At 39.5% G+C, this 16,766-nt stretch carries 17 protein-coding genes, 1 pseudogene and 1 riboswitch; of the genes and pseudogenes, 3 read left to right on the top strand and 15 right to left on the bottom strand.

What is annotated here, in order from left to right; genetic code table 11:
* Positions 1-625 precede the first annotated feature (625 nt).
* Positions 626-1,084 (top strand): RNA recognition motif domain-containing protein, encoded by a 459-nt coding sequence (locus ACE3G9_RS15225; protein ID WP_417881361.1) that lies wholly within the window; start codon positions 626-628, stop codon positions 1,082-1,084.
* On the opposite strand, the gene murI is transcribed toward ACE3G9_RS15225, so the two are convergent.
* Both murI and ACE3G9_RS15215 read right to left on the bottom strand, forming a co-directional pair.
* Positions 1,047-1,862, bottom strand: coding sequence for a glutamate racemase (gene murI, locus ACE3G9_RS15220; RefSeq protein WP_449219592.1), 816 nt, complete (start codon positions 1,860-1,862; stop codon positions 1,047-1,049). The genes ACE3G9_RS15225 and murI overlap by 38 nt on opposite strands.
* Before the next feature lie 124 nt (positions 1,863-1,986).
* Positions 1,987-3,795 carry a TonB-dependent receptor domain-containing protein gene (locus ACE3G9_RS15215; protein ID WP_449219591.1) on the bottom strand — a complete coding sequence of 603 codons (1,809 nt, stop codon included), beginning with the start codon at positions 3,793-3,795 and terminating at the stop codon, positions 1,987-1,989.
* Between the two features lie 37 nt (positions 3,796-3,832).
* A riboswitch (cobalamin riboswitch) is annotated at positions 3,833-4,061 on the bottom strand.
* Positions 4,062-4,226: 165 nt separating this feature from the next.
* On the opposite strand from ACE3G9_RS15215, the gene trmA reads away from it, so the two are divergent.
* Together trmA and ACE3G9_RS15205 are read left to right on the top strand one after the other, a co-directional pair.
* Positions 4,227-5,339 carry a tRNA (uridine(54)-C5)-methyltransferase TrmA gene (gene trmA / locus ACE3G9_RS15210; protein ID WP_417881358.1) on the top strand — a complete coding sequence of 371 codons (1,113 nt, stop codon included), beginning with the start codon at positions 4,227-4,229 and terminating at the stop codon, positions 5,337-5,339.
* Positions 5,340-5,456: 117 nt separating this feature from the next.
* Positions 5,457-5,584 (top strand): annotated as a pseudogene (locus ACE3G9_RS15205) (integrase); the annotation flags it as partial.
* Between the two features lie 179 nt (positions 5,585-5,763).
* Here the strand turns inward: ACE3G9_RS15205 and ACE3G9_RS15200 are convergent.
* From ACE3G9_RS15200 to ACE3G9_RS15140, 13 genes are all read right to left on the bottom strand, one after another.
* Positions 5,764-6,564, bottom strand: a complete 801-nt coding sequence (locus tag ACE3G9_RS15200; protein ID WP_417881357.1) for an AraC family transcriptional regulator — start codon at positions 6,562-6,564, stop codon at positions 5,764-5,766.
* 16 nt (positions 6,565-6,580) lie between these two features.
* A complete protein-coding gene (locus ACE3G9_RS15195) occupies positions 6,581-7,192 on the bottom strand; it encodes a LysE family translocator (RefSeq protein WP_449219590.1) in 612 nt (203 codons plus the stop codon).
* Between the two features lie 9 nt (positions 7,193-7,201).
* Positions 7,202-7,840 (bottom strand): molybdopterin-dependent oxidoreductase, encoded by a 639-nt coding sequence (locus tag ACE3G9_RS15190; protein WP_417881355.1) that lies wholly within the window; start codon positions 7,838-7,840, stop codon positions 7,202-7,204.
* Between the two features lie 15 nt (positions 7,841-7,855).
* Entirely contained in the window at positions 7,856-8,590 is a 735-nt protein-coding gene (locus tag ACE3G9_RS15185) for a formylglycine-generating enzyme family protein (RefSeq protein WP_417881363.1), read from the bottom strand.
* Positions 8,591-8,604: 14 nt separating this feature from the next.
* Entirely contained in the window at positions 8,605-9,009 is a 405-nt protein-coding gene (locus ACE3G9_RS15180; protein WP_417881354.1) for a DUF2000 domain-containing protein, read from the bottom strand.
* A gap of 714 nt (positions 9,010-9,723) precedes the next feature.
* The gene (locus ACE3G9_RS15175) at positions 9,724-10,071 is read right to left on the bottom strand and encodes a hypothetical protein (RefSeq protein ID WP_417881353.1); all 348 of its coding nucleotides are present in this window, start codon (positions 10,069-10,071) and stop codon (positions 9,724-9,726) included.
* Positions 10,072-10,312: 241 nt separating this feature from the next.
* A complete protein-coding gene (locus tag ACE3G9_RS15170) occupies positions 10,313-10,705 on the bottom strand; it encodes a DUF2787 family protein (RefSeq protein ID WP_449219589.1) in 393 nt (130 codons plus the stop codon).
* 238 nt (positions 10,706-10,943) lie between these two features.
* Positions 10,944-11,600, bottom strand: a complete 657-nt coding sequence (locus tag ACE3G9_RS15165) for a hypothetical protein (RefSeq protein ID WP_449219588.1) — start codon at positions 11,598-11,600, stop codon at positions 10,944-10,946.
* A 12-nt stretch (positions 11,601-11,612) separates the two neighbouring features.
* Complete coding sequence (locus tag ACE3G9_RS15160; protein WP_449219587.1) at positions 11,613-12,128, bottom strand: hypothetical protein; 516 nt, start codon at positions 12,126-12,128, stop codon at positions 11,613-11,615.
* Positions 12,129-12,573: 445 nt separating this feature from the next.
* Positions 12,574-13,302 (bottom strand): hypothetical protein, encoded by a 729-nt coding sequence (locus tag ACE3G9_RS15155; RefSeq protein ID WP_449219586.1) that lies wholly within the window; start codon positions 13,300-13,302, stop codon positions 12,574-12,576.
* Entirely contained in the window at positions 13,299-15,368 is a 2,070-nt protein-coding gene (locus tag ACE3G9_RS15150; protein WP_449219593.1) for a lipase family protein, read from the bottom strand. The genes ACE3G9_RS15155 and ACE3G9_RS15150 overlap by 4 nt, the downstream gene beginning before the upstream one ends.
* Before the next feature lie 5 nt (positions 15,369-15,373).
* On the bottom strand, positions 15,374-16,216 hold the full coding sequence (locus ACE3G9_RS15145) for a DUF4123 domain-containing protein (protein ID WP_449219585.1): 843 nt from the start codon (positions 16,214-16,216) through the stop codon (positions 15,374-15,376).
* On the bottom strand, positions 16,213-16,766 hold a 554-nt coding region (locus ACE3G9_RS15140), incomplete at its 5' end, for a bacteriophage T4 gp5 trimerisation domain-containing protein (protein ID WP_449219584.1). The genes ACE3G9_RS15145 and ACE3G9_RS15140, both read right to left, overlap by 4 nt.

Raw genomic sequence — 16,766 nt, 5'->3', positions numbered from 1 at the left:
CAATTAAAGTTTTGTTGGTCTTTCGACCGGCTCAATGAATACTGACTTCAAACTACCTAAGTAATTTAAAGCTATTATCTTTCCAACAGAAAGATAATGAATTGACTGTGCCAAGATTATGCTCTTTATAAAAAGAAAGATAATCTCGATTTGGTCACTCAGTTCATTGATAAATCTTTTTGATTATCATCAACGAGTGCCCACACAGATTGATAGGTTTTAATTGTTAAAGAGCGTTGTTCTTATTGAAATCGCTTAGTGCGTCTCGTTGAACAGGGCGGCCATTCTAGCTCAATAAATCATAGTGTCAAACATTTTTTAGATTTATTTTTACTTGCCGTTAAAAGGCTTGGACGCTGTACCAACAAGGCCTGCATTACTGCTTACTCCGTGTTAGTGATGGCGCATTATAGGGAGTTATTTTAGGTTAGCAAGCGCTTTTTTAAATTTAATTTTTGATTGCCTATTTTTAAATCAAACTAAGGTTTAGTGATTATAGTTTAAACATTTTGAGCAGTATCACAGCAATAAGTTGGTAAATGTTAGCTATTAAACGTAAGATCTATATGTCTACTTTATATAGACGTATTCTTATTTCCTTTTATTCAACTAGTAGTATGCAGATATGAACTCAAAAAAATCGACCATATTGGTCATCGCTCTTGCAGTACTTGGCACCATTATCTTTTTCCTAACTAATATAATCCCAGCGTGGGGAAGCTTTTTAATTGGTGTTGTCGCTACCTTCTTTATTACGTCTAACTCTTCTTCGTCAACACAATCTCAAAGCTCATCTGACAAAGCTTCAACTCAAACGCTTTATGTAGGTAACCTTCCTTATAAAGCCAATGAGTCTAACGTTCGTCAGCTTTTCTCTGAATACGGTGAAGTTTTTGCTGTTCGCTTAATGAAAGATAAGAGAACCGGTAAACGTCGTGGTTTTGGTTTTGTTGTAGTAGCAGAATCAGATACGGATAGCGTGATTTCTTCACTGAACGAAAAAGATTATATGCAACGTACTTTAAAAGTGCGTGTTGCTAATGATCCTAAGCATCCTGAAACTGGAGAATCTCAACAGGACTAAAACCAAAGTGTTCTAGCCCTTTATTCAGTGCCGCGCCATCCCATGATGCGGCACTGCTGTATATGGAGTAATGATTTTTCTTCGATTGGTTATTCTTTTGTGGTTCGACCTGTAATACCGCCCCAACTCTCATCGCAATGGCTTCACCTGAATCAATCATTGTGACTTTCGAGCCAAATATTTGATGAATTTCAGATTTCAATAACGGAAAGTGAGTACAACCAAGTACTGCTACATCTATCTTATTGATTAATGGCCGTAATGTTTCTTTCAATTCATCTAAATCAACCGTTTTCCCTCTGAGCTTTTCTTCTGCCATCATCACTAAACGCGTCGAACCTAATAGTTTCACCTCAATATCAGATGAAAATTGCGAGATGAGGTCATGCGTATAAGGACGCTTTATCGTTGCAGGTGTCGCGATCAAGCCAATCGCCTGTTTTGATATTGCCGCTGCAGGTTTAATCGCAGGAACCACGCCAACAACCGGAATATTCAATGCTTGTCTCAAGTGAGGTAAGACAATTGTACTGGCGGTATTGCAGGCGATCACCACGATATCAATACTTTGCTTAGTAATGATATTGGCAACCAACTTAACCACTCGCTCAATGAGAACTTGCTCTGGAAGCTCTCCGTATGGGTAAGCCTCGTTATCAAAGAGATACAGATAATCTAGCTGAGGGTATCGTGCTTGGATCTGCTGATAAACTGAAAGCCCACCGACACCAGAATCGAAGATTAATACTTTTGGAATAGAATTAGCTGAATGATCCACAACACTTACTCATGATAAACGGTACTGGTTGCATGATACTCTGCTAACTAAATGGATGGAAATAAAACACAGGGGGAAGATAAAAATGCCCTCGAAGAATAGAGGGCACTTAGATTGCGTAATATTAGAATTGGTAAGCTATCGAACCATAGTAGGTTCTTTCCGGTTCAATATAGTTAGCAGCAGTTTCGTAATCGACATCGAATAGGTTTTCAACTTTGGCCGAAACTATCCATTGCTGAGTCAGGTTATAACTTGCACCTAAGTTCACTAAGCTATAACCATCTAATCGAACATCACCACTATCATAACGTTTGCCTTGGTATATATAGCTTAGGTTTGCTTGCCAAGTTTCCGCTTGATAACCGACTTGCCATTTATAGTTTTGGCGAGCAATACGAATCGCATCATCACCGGTCGCTTTATCTTCCGGATCTAAATATTCCAATGAAACTTGGTGGTATAGAGGGCCAGTGTCAAAGCTCCCTACCCATTCAACACCTTGAATAATTAAGCTGTCATTTTCACAGGTAGAGAAAGCAGACTGGCAGCTGATTCGATTATCGATATCATTATAGAAACCAGCTAAACGCCAGCTTAAGAAGCTATGCTCACCTTCGATTGCCACCTCATAATTAGTCGACTCTTCTGGCTGCAAATCTGGATTAGAATACCCCGGATAATAAAGTTGATTAAAAGTTGGCGCTTTAAAGCCAGTACCGACATTAGCCGTTAATCGCAATGATTCAACAAATTGCCAGCCAGCACCAAGTTGCCAAGTGGTTTTATCACCAAATTGTTCATTATCATCAAAGCGAACACTGCCTTCTAATTGGATAACCTCACCATTGTGACCCAAGGTAAGATAAGCCGCTTTATTGTCACGTTCTTGCTCTTCATACACTGTATCTGAATCACTGACATCATCATTTAAGTATTCAGCGCCAAATCCAATTGAGTCAACTTTGGTGACTTGAAAGTTATTACGCCAAGTTACTTGGTTTCTTTGCGTTACCGTTTGAGATGAAGGAACATTATGTTGGGTTTTTGATTTATCTTGGCTATTGCCATAGGTCAAGTTCGAAACAAAACGTTCCGTGGTATAAATCACTTGGCCATTAATGTTGTAATTGCTGGTTTTATTTTGATCAGCACTCGGGCCCCATGTAGGGTCATAGTCGTATTCGGTTTGCCCTTGATGATAATAACCATTCATGCGGATAATCCAGCTATCATCTAACTGCACACCCCAATCTGCCACAAAGTTACTATTCTCATACCCATCTCGGTCATCATCACCAAACTCAGCCACGTTATAGCCATCAGAATGTTGATATTGAGTCGTCACATTCAACCAAGCTTTATCACTCGGTACCATCGCGACCGATCCTGTATAACTTTGATAACCATTAGAGCCACCTGTCGCTTTAACACTACCAGTTGTCTCTTGATTATTGCCATGAGTAATAATGTTTATTACCCCAGCACTAGAATCGGCACCATAAACGGCAGCACGTGAGCCACGTAAGTACTCTATCTTTTCAACACCGGCTAACGGTACTTGGCTGATATCTGAATACCCTAACGTAGCACTGCCTAAGCGAACACCATTAAACAACACCAACACATCACTACTACCGCGAACGTACAAGCGAGTTGGTTGATTAGGACCACCATTGGCACTTAATTGCACACCAGGTAATTGGCGCAATACATCATTTAACGTATTGGCTTGAGAGTCAGTAATATCTTGCTTAGAAATTTCGATAATAGGGGTAACAAGATTGGTCACTGGCTCAGTACGCTTAGTCGCGGTCACCAACATCACATCGGTAGAGGATACTGACTCTTGCGCTACAGCAAAAGGAGATAAAGAAAGGAAAACGCCACCAGCAAGACTACTGATCGCGGTTACTAAAACCGTTTTTTTCATTGTTAATAAGTCCTAAAACGCGAGAAACATAATGAGCAATTGCTCTGAATCACTGGCAGGTATTCGGACTTAAAGCTCGACAGTATTCGATACTATCACCTACTCCTTTCAACTTCCCACCTCATTAAGGTAGTGTCTGGCTATACACCTAAAAGTTTCGTTCTTCTTACCGCTGCGCGTCAGTTCTGGATTTACACCAAATTCCCTTTTCAGCCATCATTATTCATACATGAATAGGATAAGCACCAGCTGATTGCATCCTAAAGTGCTAAGATCTTGATGTCTACTGATAGTTAACAGTAGATGATGTTTTTCTTAACTTCATTCAAAAAATCAATATATCGAAATCAGCTCAATACAAAACTGGACATCTGGTTCTCGATGGATAAAATCTGCGCTCCTTGTTCACGGTTTCAAATAAAAGGCTTCTTATGGCAACTCACACTAGCGACACCACCAGCTACGCTCAACAACTCGACCAAAAGTTGCTGCGCCTAGGCGACATGTTTGGTGAATTTACTACGCCAGAAATTGAAGTATTTGAATCCCCTGAACAATATTATCGTATGCGGGCGGAATTTCGCGTATGGCACGAAGGCGAAGACATGTACTACATCATGTTCGACCAAGCGACTCGCCAAAAATATCGTGTTGATCACTTCCCAACCGCAAGTCGATTGATTAATGACTTAATGCCGCTACTCATGGATGCCATGAAAGATAATGCGATATTAAGAACCAAATTATTCCAAGTGGACTTTCTGTCGACCTTAAGTGGTGAGATTTTAGTATCGCTACTCTACCATCGCCAACTGAATAACGAATGGAAACAAGAAGCGCGCGCACTAAAACAAAGACTCAATGAAGAAGGCTTCAACTTAGATCTCATCGGTCGCGCCCGCAAAATGAAAATTGTCATGGATCGTGACTACGTAGTAGAAAAGCTGCACGTAAATGGCAAGCCTTACATTTATCAGCAAGTTGAAAATAGCTTTACCCAGCCAAACGGCATTGTGGCGCAAAAAATGTTGGAATGGGCAGTCGACTGCACTCAAGACAGCCAAGGAGATTTACTAGAGCTTTATTGCGGTAACGGCAACTTCTCACTGGCTTTAGCACAGAACTTTGAACGAGTGCTGGCAACAGAACTGGCTAAGCCATCGGTCGATTCTGCTCAGTACAATATCAAAGCCAATAATATCAATAATGTGCAAATCATTCGTATGTCAGCAGAAGACTTTACCGATGCAATGGAAGGCAAGCGAGAATTCCGCCGCTTAAAAGACAATAATATCGATTTATCCAGTTATAACTGCAATACCATTTTTGTTGATCCACCACGTTCAGGTATGGATGAAGGGACTTGTAAAATGGTGCAAGGTTATGAGCGCATTATGTATATCTCTTGTAACCCAGAAACCTTAAAAGACAACTTAGAGATTCTAGCGCAAACTCATAACATTACTCGCTTTGCTCTGTTTGATCAGTTTCCATTCACTCACCATATGGAAGTAGGTGTGTTTTTAGAAAGTAAAAACAAATAGTTACCACAATAACCCTATACCATAATCCATTCTGGGTACGGCTCCGGGTACGGCAACATGAAAATGCTATGCAAAAAATGATAGCTGACAACAAAAGCCTGCATTAATAAACAGATACGAGCCTCTTACAACCGTACAAACTATCTAGAACGGCGCATGCCAATGATGTGCTGCTGGAGTACATTGAACAAGCATCTAGAGGGAGCTTATCTGTGACCGGAATGAAACAATTAAAAGCAATGTAAATATAGATAAAAAAGAAGCTGCCCGAAGACAGCCCATATGATTTATATCTTCCAAGTTCTCATGGGACATTTCCAAGTTACAATAACAAACAATATAACGAACGTTAAGATAAGGAAATATGGTGACAAATCCAAAGCTATGATCAGGTTTAACTCGCCACTATAACTGACCATTAGGCTCAATCTTTGTATTGAGCTGGAGTGGCAGCTACTAGCTTTTTGAAATTGCGATGAAAGTGACTTTGATCATTGAACCCTAATTCAGTGGCAACTGATACAATATTATGTCCTTTTTTTAGCAATACTTTCGCTTCATTTATCCGCATGGCAATTTGCATGGCATGAGGCGTTATTCCATAAGACTTTCGAAAAGAGTGAATTAAGTGATATTCACTTAATCCAGAATATTGAGCAATCTCTTTAATTGAGATATTGTTTTTGAAATTGTCTCGAATAAAACAATAAGCCTTAGTAATATTTGCTTTTTTTAGACTCAGATCGTCGATATCTAGGGCGTTGGCATTGTGAAATAAATTAGCGAAAAATGCGATACTTTCTTCTTCCACTTTCATATGATCGACATTGTTTATGATTGAGTCTGCTAATGATTGAAACTGCCAGTAGAGCTCTGAAGAATCAGTACTAATAGTTGAGAATGGTATGAACTTTTTTGACGGATTATCTACAATCATGGATTGTATGTTAGCCAACCACTCCGGACACACATACAGCATTTTATAGCTCCAATTCGTATCCGGAATAGGGTTACATGAATGAGCGTCCAATGGGTTCACTATGACAAGAGAGCCCATTTCAATTTTTCTGTTTATATTGTTATTAAAATAATCACTTTGGCCTGAATCTACCGATCCAACAGAAAACTCTTCGTGAGTATGTTTACCGTAACATGCGTTTGAATTAGTGGAACAACGCAGTTCTATTGGAATTATATTGGACCGGTAAAATTGTTGTTTAGCCATATCAACTAATACTGTTTTAACTAGATATAAAGAAAGTATATATAACTGTTAACGCTAGTAGTAGTCCCATAGTAATGTTAAACGTCCTGAATTGCTTAGGAGTGTCTATAATAGAGCTAATGGTAACCCCAAGTAGTGCCCACGCTGAAATTGAAATGTAGCAAACGACAAAAAATATTCCACAGAATAATAGTAATATTTCCTGCCCTACGTTGTGTCCCGTATAAAAAACTGAAATACCAGCAAGAGAAACAACCCACGCTTTAGGGTTCAACCACTGACACATCATTCCCTGTAAGAATGATGGTGCAGCACTGCTTTCTTCTGAACCTTCACTTTTGGTTGCCAGTTCTTGGGTGGCTACTTTATAGGCGAGGTATAATAGAAAACCACCTCCTACATACGTCATCCCCTTAGCTAAATAAGGAGTCTCGGTCATGAATTGCGACAACCCTAATCCCAACAGAAACAAAATTGACACAAACCCGAAAGTAGCACCAGTGATATGAGGCATGGTACGGGTATATCCGTGATTAGCACCTGTTACAGTGGCTAAAATATTTACTGGGCCCGGTGAGATCGAAGTGACCAAGGCAAAAACTGCCATCGCTATTAATAGTGACATCATTATCGTTCCTTAAAACTCCGTTACCTCACCAGTACCATCGATGAACCGATGCTCTTGTAAATCAACGATTCGATATCTTTTAGGCTTGATCTTACCCATCTTACAATAGCCAGCCTTCCCTTCCCAATACCCCTGTTCAAACTCGTCAGTTATATATAACTCAGATAGACACTTAACTCCCTTATAGCGATATAATGAGAAATCAACAAATCTGATTGGATACCCCTCCTCCAACGACAAAGCCGCACCATCAATAGCCCAAATTATCATTGCTCGGTTTTCAAAAGCGTTGCTAAGTTCGATGGTTGAGTCATAAACTCCTTTCGCTGTACCCAAACTAAGCTGTTTTAAATTGTAGCAACGATACCTTGATGGATTTATTCCCAAATAATCGAATAGGTCTTCCAGTAATATACCCGTCCAATTTCTTCTTATACTCCAATTGCATACACAAACGACTCTTCTATTTTCCGTAATGGTGGATATATTTTTGAGCTCTTCAAATGTGATTTGAATTGGTGACGACTCGTAAGGTAAAAATACCTTCAAGGTCCAAGTAGACATATCTATAGCGTCAAATGATTCTGGCGGTCCTTCTTGATAGTAACGAAGAGAAGAAGGTTTCTTTTCAATATGTGGTGTTTGCATGTTTCGAGTATCTCCTTATAAATTTTTAACGCAGCGCAATCCGACAATGTTGTCTCGTACTGTTGGTGGGTAATTATCTCTACATGTACAACGCATGTAATCCTCATCATGAAGACCTGAGCCTCCACGAACAATGTGATCAGCCTGTCGCTCACTAATATAAACAGGATCTGAATGAGTCTTATCCCATGAATAATCAGGCTGGTAGTTATCTTGACACCACTCAGCTAAATTACCCCCCATGTCCATACACCCAAAGGGAGAACGATTTTGAGGGTGGGCATCCCACTCAGTAGAACATCTATCAAATTCTAATGGCTCACAGTCAGGAGCATAATTAGCGATTGAAGTAGATGGCAGGGAATCGCCCCACGGATATAATCTATTATCGTTACCTTTTGCTGCAAACTCCCATTGAGCTTCTGTTGGGAGCTCTTTTCCAACGAAATTTGCGTATGCCTCGGATTCATACCAACTTATCCCAGTCACTGGCTGTTTCGCACCATTCCACTTTGGATTTCGCCAATACAACGGCTCTGTTATTTCATTGTCTTGAATGAATTTAAATCCCTCTTCAGACCAATACTCTGCTATTTCGTAGCCTTTCTGATTGACAAATACCGAAAATTCTTCATTTGTGACTGGATGGACATCAATAAAAAAATCACTTAATGCAACTAGGGATACGGGTTGTTCATCAGGGCTTAAATATGAGCCACGTTGATATGGAGAACCAGACACGAGTACCATTTCTATTAATTTATTCATCGCATTAACCTCATATTTCCGGTGTATCTCGCAATAACTTTTTTATCTCCATAGACTGCAATACCAAGGTACTCAATATCTTTCGCTTCAGTCCCAGCAATAGCACTTGAATACTCCTCATAATTTTTTGTCCCTTTAGCTACACTCGAAAAATCCACGAGCGTTGTTACAGGTTGGAGCTTATCTCGAATAATTTTGATCTCGTCACTACTGCTGGCCAGAATGGGAATAGGTATTCGAGTTATACCAAGATGTTTTCCCCCATCTCGGTTTGTAATACTCTCACCAACCAGTTCAGGATGAACTTTACCTAAACTAAGGGTGAGTACCGCAGCAGTGTTGGCTATAACTCCTAATGGGAGTTCCTTATCAATGACTAATACGCACTTGTTGCTTTCCATTATCAAATTCCTTTTGAGTGGTTGTGTTTTTAGAAAATGCAGCCCATGTCATTTCAATATGTAGGGGCTGAGAAATGACCGTGAGATTGTGAAGATTTATTGCATCGATATTTGCGAGACAGCAATCTACTTTCCCTAAGGCGGTTTTTTGGGCACCAACGCTTGTAGAGTCAATGAGTTGCACATCAATTTGAGATTTCCGTATACCAGAAACTCTTTTTTCAGACGATTGTATGAGGTCTTCTAATCTAGATAGAGGTGCATGGTGAGACGCTATAGATATTGTCTTCTTACTCAATATTTTAAATGTGAGTTCAGAGATATCTTTACATGCTAAGTAATAGGTAGGAGGAGCAAAAAAAATGAACCTAAAAGAAGCGTTTGATTATTCATGTAGAAATTATCAACCCTTTGATATGCATTTGCGACAAGGAGTAAACAAGTATCATTTGACTCTACATGCTTTGACGCTTGCTCAAAGGTACTGAATAATAATATATTTAATTGCTCTCCAATAAGACTGGATAGATATTTTGCTGCACACTGGCTGCTGGATCCTTCTGGTCCCAGTGTTGCTATGGAGGTTATGTGCGGTGCTTGCCTAAGCCAAAAGTTGTCGTTGTTTGGTATCATCATGTAGTCCTTTTACGTAATTGCCCTACACAATAAAATCTTCACTAACGTCAGTATTGTACAAAATTGTTGTTTATTTCCTCAATTTTGATACCGAATATCTAAGAACCAAGCCAGCAGCACCGTCGCTATCCATATTGGAAAATAGACAAAATAATTATTGGCAATATCTCGAAGCATTTTAGCTTCATGACCATCATTTAAGACCGCTGCCACAAATGAGACAATGACACACCCAATCAATGGTGATAAAGCTAATAACCAAACTCGCCAATGACTCACCGGGATAATCATCTCGGCTTTAACATCATCTGTCTTCATCGTGTGATGACTATTCACATTCTTAAGCGCTTCAGGGGCTACCTCAGCAGCGTTCGGTAAAGGAGGAGGCATACACCAGTAAGATTTGATGCTCTCGATAGAGCGCACTTAATATCGCCTCTAGTTACGGCTCAAAGGGCATGCTGAGCCAGTCCCCTAACGCTAATAACGATTGATGAATATCCACCAGCGCAGTCAGTCCAATGCCTATCAGACAATAAGCGGTACACTGTTAGCGCGTATTCAATGTGTTTTTCTCGACTCATGAACCCTCACTTAATAGGGCCGAATGAAATCATTAACAACAATATCAACGGCCCATTTGAAATAAATGTTAAAATCTTCACCACTAAAGAAGTCGCACTGATATCTGGTTATAAGAGTCCATCTCTAAGTATTGTAAAAATGCTGTCTCCCATAAAGCATACAGCTCTGAAGCATGCTTATTATTTTTTAACGATTGCCAGTAACAGGCCGGAAATAAAAAGCAGCTACCGGATTGAAAATCAAAATCCAAACAACGCTCTAGTTCAGGATAGACACGACCTAAATACGCAAAGTCCGTAATATAAGCCAGCGTCCAGGGCTGATTTGAATCGGTACGCTTAAGCATAATTTCAACAGGATGCCCCCCCTTCTTCAGCGGTATAACTGGTGTCTTTAAAATTAAAAGTAATGGATTGGGTTTGGGGGGATAAAATGGCGGGGTTTGATGCTTGCAGGTATTGAGACAACCGCTCATTTAGGTGGGATTTTAGCACTTTAGAAATGAGGAATATGGTTGGTTGGATATCAAGATTAGATAAGGTTTGCATTGATGTATTCTCCTCAAAAAAGAAAACCCACCAGCAATAACTGATGGGCGTATTCATGTTGAGGATATAGGGATGTAAGTTTTTAATATGGGAATGATAGTATCAACGGAAATTGTCATTCACCCGTCTTCGGTTCTAACGGTTCACTACGATAATCCTTACCCGCTAAAATATCGTAGTGAATGACAGTGTCATCGTTGAACTGAGAAAAATCGAAGTAGACAGTCTCAGCATTAAACTCTTGATCTTTAGATTTTTTTTCTGGCCTACAAAATAATAACAACCAAAACCATCAGTCCAAATATTTAAATGCTTAGAGTAATATCGTTCGCAATTTCTTGCTTCAATTTTTGAATCTAATGAAATTGCTTTGTTATAGTAATCATTACCTGCTTGATGGATTCTTAAAGTAGCAAATCCTACTGTATCAACATCATTTTTAGCAATCACTTCCATATCTGACAAATCAGTGAAACAACCTTTTTCTGGCTGCCTAGTTTGATAAGGAACCCTAAGCTCATAACGAGTCGGATCATTTGAAAAGTTGTGTTCAATTTTGAAGCTTTCGTTATAAATATTTTTACTGGTTTTGCCACTAGAAGCACTCCAAGCCCAGCCAGAGCAAGCTTCACCACGACCAAAGTAATTAACTCGAGCACTAACCGTTGCATCTGTTGGTTTTTGTCCCGCAATTACCATATAGGGCTGACCTTGAGATTCCCCCCATATTTGGTTTTTAGTCTTGGTATAGGAGTAGTAGTACATACCAATACCAACAGCAAAAATAATCACAATGATTAATTTTCTCATTATATCATTCATTGTAATTGCTCCTTAATTGAAGCTTTTATCTGACACACGGTCACCAAATAATAAGTTATCCATGGGTAATAACGAGGCGTCTTTGGCTAGAGTTTGTAGCTCTTTCATTATTCGTTGGTTGTTTAAAGCCAGTTTTTCATTAGCTTCTAGTTCTAGCTTAATTTTAAACAAAGCTTGCGCGCGTTTATATTCATCTTGTGCTTGTGCGGCAGGATCTTTGCGGTAAACATATTGCATACCAAAAGCATCGGTTTGGCCTATTTTTAGCTCTTGATAAGAGTGAATTAATAGGCTTTCAGTCGCTTGCACAACTTGTGAAGCATTTTTGTAACTTTGATCTATCGTTTCGTTTAATAATTGTTCAAGCTGCGCTTTTAAATTAGGAAGGTATTCCGACATTTTATGATCGTTTCCTGACTCAACCACCATCCCGATATAACCATTAATATCGACATAGTCTTTATTCAATGAATCGGCTAAACGATAGGAATCCTCTATTTTATTGGATACTAAGGATAAACTGCTCACATGGGTTAGCTTAGGCGAAAAAACTAAGCTGTCACTGGTTTCAAATAACCATATTTACAATATTAGCCTAGCAAGTCAGCGAATTAATATCATTGATAAAACACAGGAAACATAAGCGCAAATAACAACAGCTTTTGTAACAGAGGTGCCATCAAAAAGATAGCTAACATCATTATTACTGTAAATACGATTGAAAATAGCAAACAAAACTTTTTACTTTTATTACTCCAGCGATATAAACAAAAATATAAAGGAATAGTTGAAAGTACCGAAAGCAGAATCCCCACTAATGTTGATACGCATGCTGTTATAATGGTGTGTTTAATGGATAAATCAGCAAAAAAGCAAGCTCGGCTGATAAACAATGCAATAAGATTTAACACAAAGAGAATCAGTAATAGCATCGCGATAAAAATCAGAAACGTAGCATCATTAAAACTCATCATTATTCCCCCGTCTGCGGATCCAACGGCTCACTACGATAATCCTTACCGGCTAAAATATCGTACTGAATGACGGTTTCATCGTTGAATTGTGAGAAATCGAAATAGGTTTTATAAGCATTAAATACAACCATATCGGATTTTTTATTTTTTATTTTTCCATTAGTATAAAAGCTGCAAGCTAAACCAGAAGACCATTCTTTTAAATCTTCGTAATATCTGGCTCTGCAATCTTTTGCTTCAATTTTTGAATCTAATGAAATGGCTTTATTACTCTTCGTCACTGGCGGATAAATACGCAATTTTGCAAAACCCACTGTATCAAAGGCGTTATCCGCTTCAACTGTGATTTGGTGTAATTTCATATCACAACCGGAAGATTGATAATTTTGATAGGGAATACGTAATTCATACTGAGCTGGAGTACTTGAAAAATCATGCTTAATTTCAAATACCCCTTTGCCTCCTTGTCGTTTTTTACCATCAGAGGCACTCCAAAAGGCAGATCGACAAGTTTCACCACCTCCATAAAATGTAGCGTAAGCCGTCATCTGCGCATCTTCCGGTTTTAAACCTTGAATACGAATGAAATGGTCATCTGGCGAACTACCCACGGGTGGTTTATTGGCCGTGTGCCATTTTACGAGTGGGTTCAATACAAATATCACGATCAGAAAAAATGCAACTACGCTACCAATCAACCCCAGTATTACTTTTAACAGTGTATTCATTCTAGTTGTTCCTTAATCAGTTCTTTTTCTAGCATTTGATTTCCAAACAATAATGTATCAATAGGAAGCAACGTTGGATCTTTCGCAAGAGCTTGCAGCTCTTTTCTGACTCGTTGATTATTTAATGCTAGCTTTTCAATCAGTTCCATTTCTTGTTTTATCTTAAATAGAGCTTGCGAACGTTGATATTCATACTGAGCATTCGCTGCTGGATCTTTTCGCGCAATATATTGCATACCAAGCGCATCAACTTGCCCCACTTTTAATTCTTGATAGGACTTAATTAATCTCTGTTCCGTCTGTTGTACGACTTGTGCTGCTGCTTGATAGCTCTGGTCTAAAGTGTCATCTAATAACAACACTAATTGTGCTTTTAAGTTAGGAATATATTCCGACATCATGTGATCTAAAGCCGAATTCATGCCTGTATCAATGTAACCATTAATATCGATATAATCTTCACTTAATGAATCAGCAAGACGATAGGAATCGTCTATTTTATTGGATATTAAGGATAAACTGGTCACATGGGTTTGCCTAGGCGTTAATAACACTTGCTCAACAGGTTCAGGTTGATGTTTATTTTTACTGTAAGTAAGCAATTGCACTAAATTACCATGATGCTGATAATTATCATCGTCATTATCGACCACTCTATCTTTCAGTGAATCCCATAGATACAGAGCAGGTGAGAGATATATCCAGATAGGTGTATTGGCATTTTTATCATCCGGATTTGTATTCATCCAACGCATTGGTACCTGTGGCACCAAATCATGATTATTTACATGCCGATAATGTACGATTGATTTATAACGCGAGACAAAACTGTGAGTTCCTGTGCGTGGCATACCGTAAGTATATAAACGCAGCGTGGCCGGGTGATATATATTTTGTATTACAGCACTTAATAATAATGCCCCAGCGCCACCTAAGCTGTGGCCACAGATATAAAATTTCTTATTACGATGCAAATCTTTCACATCATCTTCTAAAGTGCTCCATAAAGCGATAGCATATTGATAAAACCCTTGATGTACAAAACTGCCACCAAATTCAGGCAGGGCAATTTGTGAAGCAGCAATATCCGACACCACATCTTGATAGCCTGGAGAGTTAAAGCCAGCAATTACACCATCTGCCACTTCACTAAGCTTCAGCACAGGAAAAACTGTCGTCATATTCGCCATTTTAGCAACAGCACTTTCACTTATTTTACCAATTTCTTCATTACCAAAATAAGTTTGTGTGCCACGGACACCAATAATCGCTATTTCGGAATTACTAAATATATACCCTTCCGCACCAATTTGTTCATCAAAGTAATATTCACCGCTTAACGCTTTCGAATAAGGTACTTCTTCGACTAACCAATCTTCTTTAGTCGATGCGCAGTATGCAGGTCTTTGCCTTAGTTTTAATTGCTTTAATACCGTTTCATGCCCACCTTCGGGTAAACGTGGATTCTTATCATCAGGTATACCAAATTTATCACTGGCATAGGCTTGCTGAGCTAACAGCGCAAAGTTATAACTATTCACCAAGCTAAACTCATCCGTATCGACAATCATTGGCATATAGCTGCGCAGTGCTTTGATTTCTAGTACAAAGGTGGCGTTGTGATAGGCTCTAAAGCCTTTGGTTCCCTCATTGTAGTTCGCCATGACAGGACCTTGATTATCAACCAAAAATTGATCTTCAGGTAAGTCTTGCCATAAATCACCGACTCTCACATTGTAGTATTTTTTCGGGTTTTTATGGGCTGCACCTTGCTTGCTTTCCGCTCTTGATTTTACGGGGGAAGTTTCTCCCTCTTTACGGCTGGCGTATTGTTCAACGATGGAGAGTAAACTCTCTGTCTCAACACTGACTACCCATTCTCCGGCAGCAATATCACCAAAAATACAATGGCCTTGGTGAGCTATCATTTGATGAGTTTGTAGTGTGCTGGGGTTGGTAATGGTGACTTTTAGGTTTTTTATTGGTTCATCGTTCTCACTGCGAAACTCGACCTCTAACCAATTCTTTTCTGGATTACATAACACGCAGTAGTTGTACATTTCCATCGCCATTATGCTTCTCCTTGTAATTGGTTGAAGATGTTTTTCAAACCAAACAGCAATTCATCATCTCTCAGTGCTTGAATAGATTCTTGAGTAAATCTTTGCATTAATGTCTCTTGCCCATAAAGGGTTAAAATACTGGCGGATAAGGTTTTGGCCTGAACGGTTGCCGATTCTTCTAATGACGCAAAATGTCCCTGAAAAACCAATTTGAAATCAGGTTGATTTTGCTCTATTCGTTTTTGCATCAATTCTGGTTGATGTTGCCACAACCAGCTTTCTACATTAGTGGTGAGCAATGCTAGGTTTGGGGTTGGGTCTAAGTGATGTTCTTTTATTATCCACCAAGGCGCGGCTTGTGACTGATAAATAGTGGGTGGCGTGGTTGATTGCCAATGCTGCCACTCATTGTTGTGATGCAGCAAAGCTGAATAATCAGATAAAAGTAATGTCAGATCTTCTGGTGCTAAGCGAGGTAACATATCTCCCAGATAAGCTGGTTTATAAAACGGAAAAAACACCATTTCACCGAACATAATGGCTTGAAAAAGACTGGAAAAATGCATTCTAGTTTCATCAAGTGTTGAACCGCTGGCTATCAAAATACCACTGTTGGCATGCTCATCTTGCTGCCACCATTGCATAAAAGCAGTATTAACGGGTAGTAACCATGGACCATCAGGCGGATTACTTAACTCTCTTGGCGTCAATAAAGGCGCACCTTCTTGCCCGTCACACTGGCAAAAAGCCACATGAGGTTGATGCGCAGATTGTGGATCAACAATCGCATAAACGGTTTTGTTTAATTCGGCTTGCTCTTGTAACCATTGAGAAAGATCAACCGCCATCATGATGTTTTCCCTTGCTCACAAGGTTTAACCACCGCCGATTCTACTGAGGATTGATGCACAGGAAGTACAGCCGGCTCAGGTGCGACTACTGGCTCGACACCATTTGGTAGTGTCGGCATTGAACTGCTAAAGCCACTGCCACTCCCTGCGCTGCCACCAGAGTTGATATTCACGCCCGCGCCAACTAAATGCACACCTGCTGCATCCACTTTGACAAAACTGCCACCCGCTTTGACGGTAATTTCTGCGGACGCTTCCATGACGACTTTATTGCCTGCTTTAATGTGTACTTCATTAGTGGCTTCATTAACGATCACAGAGCCGGATTTCACATGCATACTGCCATCAATCACAAAAGTTTGATCTTTGGTGATTTTGGTACGACTTTCACCTTCTACCGTTAGATTGTGATTGTTTTTAATCTGAGTGAATTGGTCGTTCTCAACCGTTAAATGCTGGTCGTGGTTGACGTCAGTAATGTGGTCATTGAGTGTTTCAGACCTAAAGTCTTTTTGCGCGTGCAGGTAAATCTCTTCTGAGTCCGACTGGT

Source organism: Vibrio sp. E150_018 (genome assembly GCF_053544035.1).
This window is presented reverse-complemented; position numbering and strand designations above follow the sequence as displayed.

What these genes read in the sequence shown, in the direction of transcription:
- ACE3G9_RS15190 (WP_417881355.1), bottom strand. Translation starts at nt 7,840, where the DNA reads ATGCAAACACCACATATTGAAAAGAAACCTTCTTCTCTTCGTTACTAT.
- ACE3G9_RS15185 (WP_417881363.1), bottom strand. Translation starts at nt 8,590, where the DNA reads ATGGTACTCGTGTCTGGTTCTCCATATCAACGTGGCTCATATTTAAGC.
- ACE3G9_RS15150 (WP_449219593.1), bottom strand. Translation starts at nt 15,368, where the DNA reads ATGGAAATGTACAACTACTGCGTGTTATGTAATCCAGAAAAGAATTGG.
- ACE3G9_RS15180 (WP_417881354.1), bottom strand. Translation starts at nt 9,009, where the DNA reads ATGGAAAGCAACAAGTGCGTATTAGTCATTGATAAGGAACTCCCATTA.
- ACE3G9_RS15195 (WP_449219590.1), bottom strand. Translation starts at nt 7,192, where the DNA reads ATGATGTCACTATTAATAGCGATGGCAGTTTTTGCCTTGGTCACTTCG.
- ACE3G9_RS15225 (WP_417881361.1), top strand. Translation starts at nt 626, where the DNA reads ATGAACTCAAAAAAATCGACCATATTGGTCATCGCTCTTGCAGTACTT.
- ACE3G9_RS15145 (WP_449219585.1), bottom strand. Translation starts at nt 16,216, where the DNA reads ATGATGGCGGTTGATCTTTCTCAATGGTTACAAGAGCAAGCCGAATTA.
- ACE3G9_RS15155 (WP_449219586.1), bottom strand. Translation starts at nt 13,302, where the DNA reads ATGAATACACTGTTAAAAGTAATACTGGGGTTGATTGGTAGCGTAGTT.
- ACE3G9_RS15170 (WP_449219589.1), bottom strand. Translation starts at nt 10,705, where the DNA reads ATGAGCGGTTGTCTCAATACCTGCAAGCATCAAACCCCGCCATTTTAT.
- ACE3G9_RS15200 (WP_417881357.1), bottom strand. Translation starts at nt 6,564, where the DNA reads ATGGCTAAACAACAATTTTACCGGTCCAATATAATTCCAATAGAACTG.
- ACE3G9_RS15215 (WP_449219591.1), bottom strand. Translation starts at nt 3,795, where the DNA reads ATGAAAAAAACGGTTTTAGTAACCGCGATCAGTAGTCTTGCTGGTGGC.
- trmA (WP_417881358.1), top strand. Translation starts at nt 4,227, where the DNA reads ATGGCAACTCACACTAGCGACACCACCAGCTACGCTCAACAACTCGAC.
- ACE3G9_RS15165 (WP_449219588.1), bottom strand. Translation starts at nt 11,600, where the DNA reads ATGAATGATATAATGAGAAAATTAATCATTGTGATTATTTTTGCTGTT.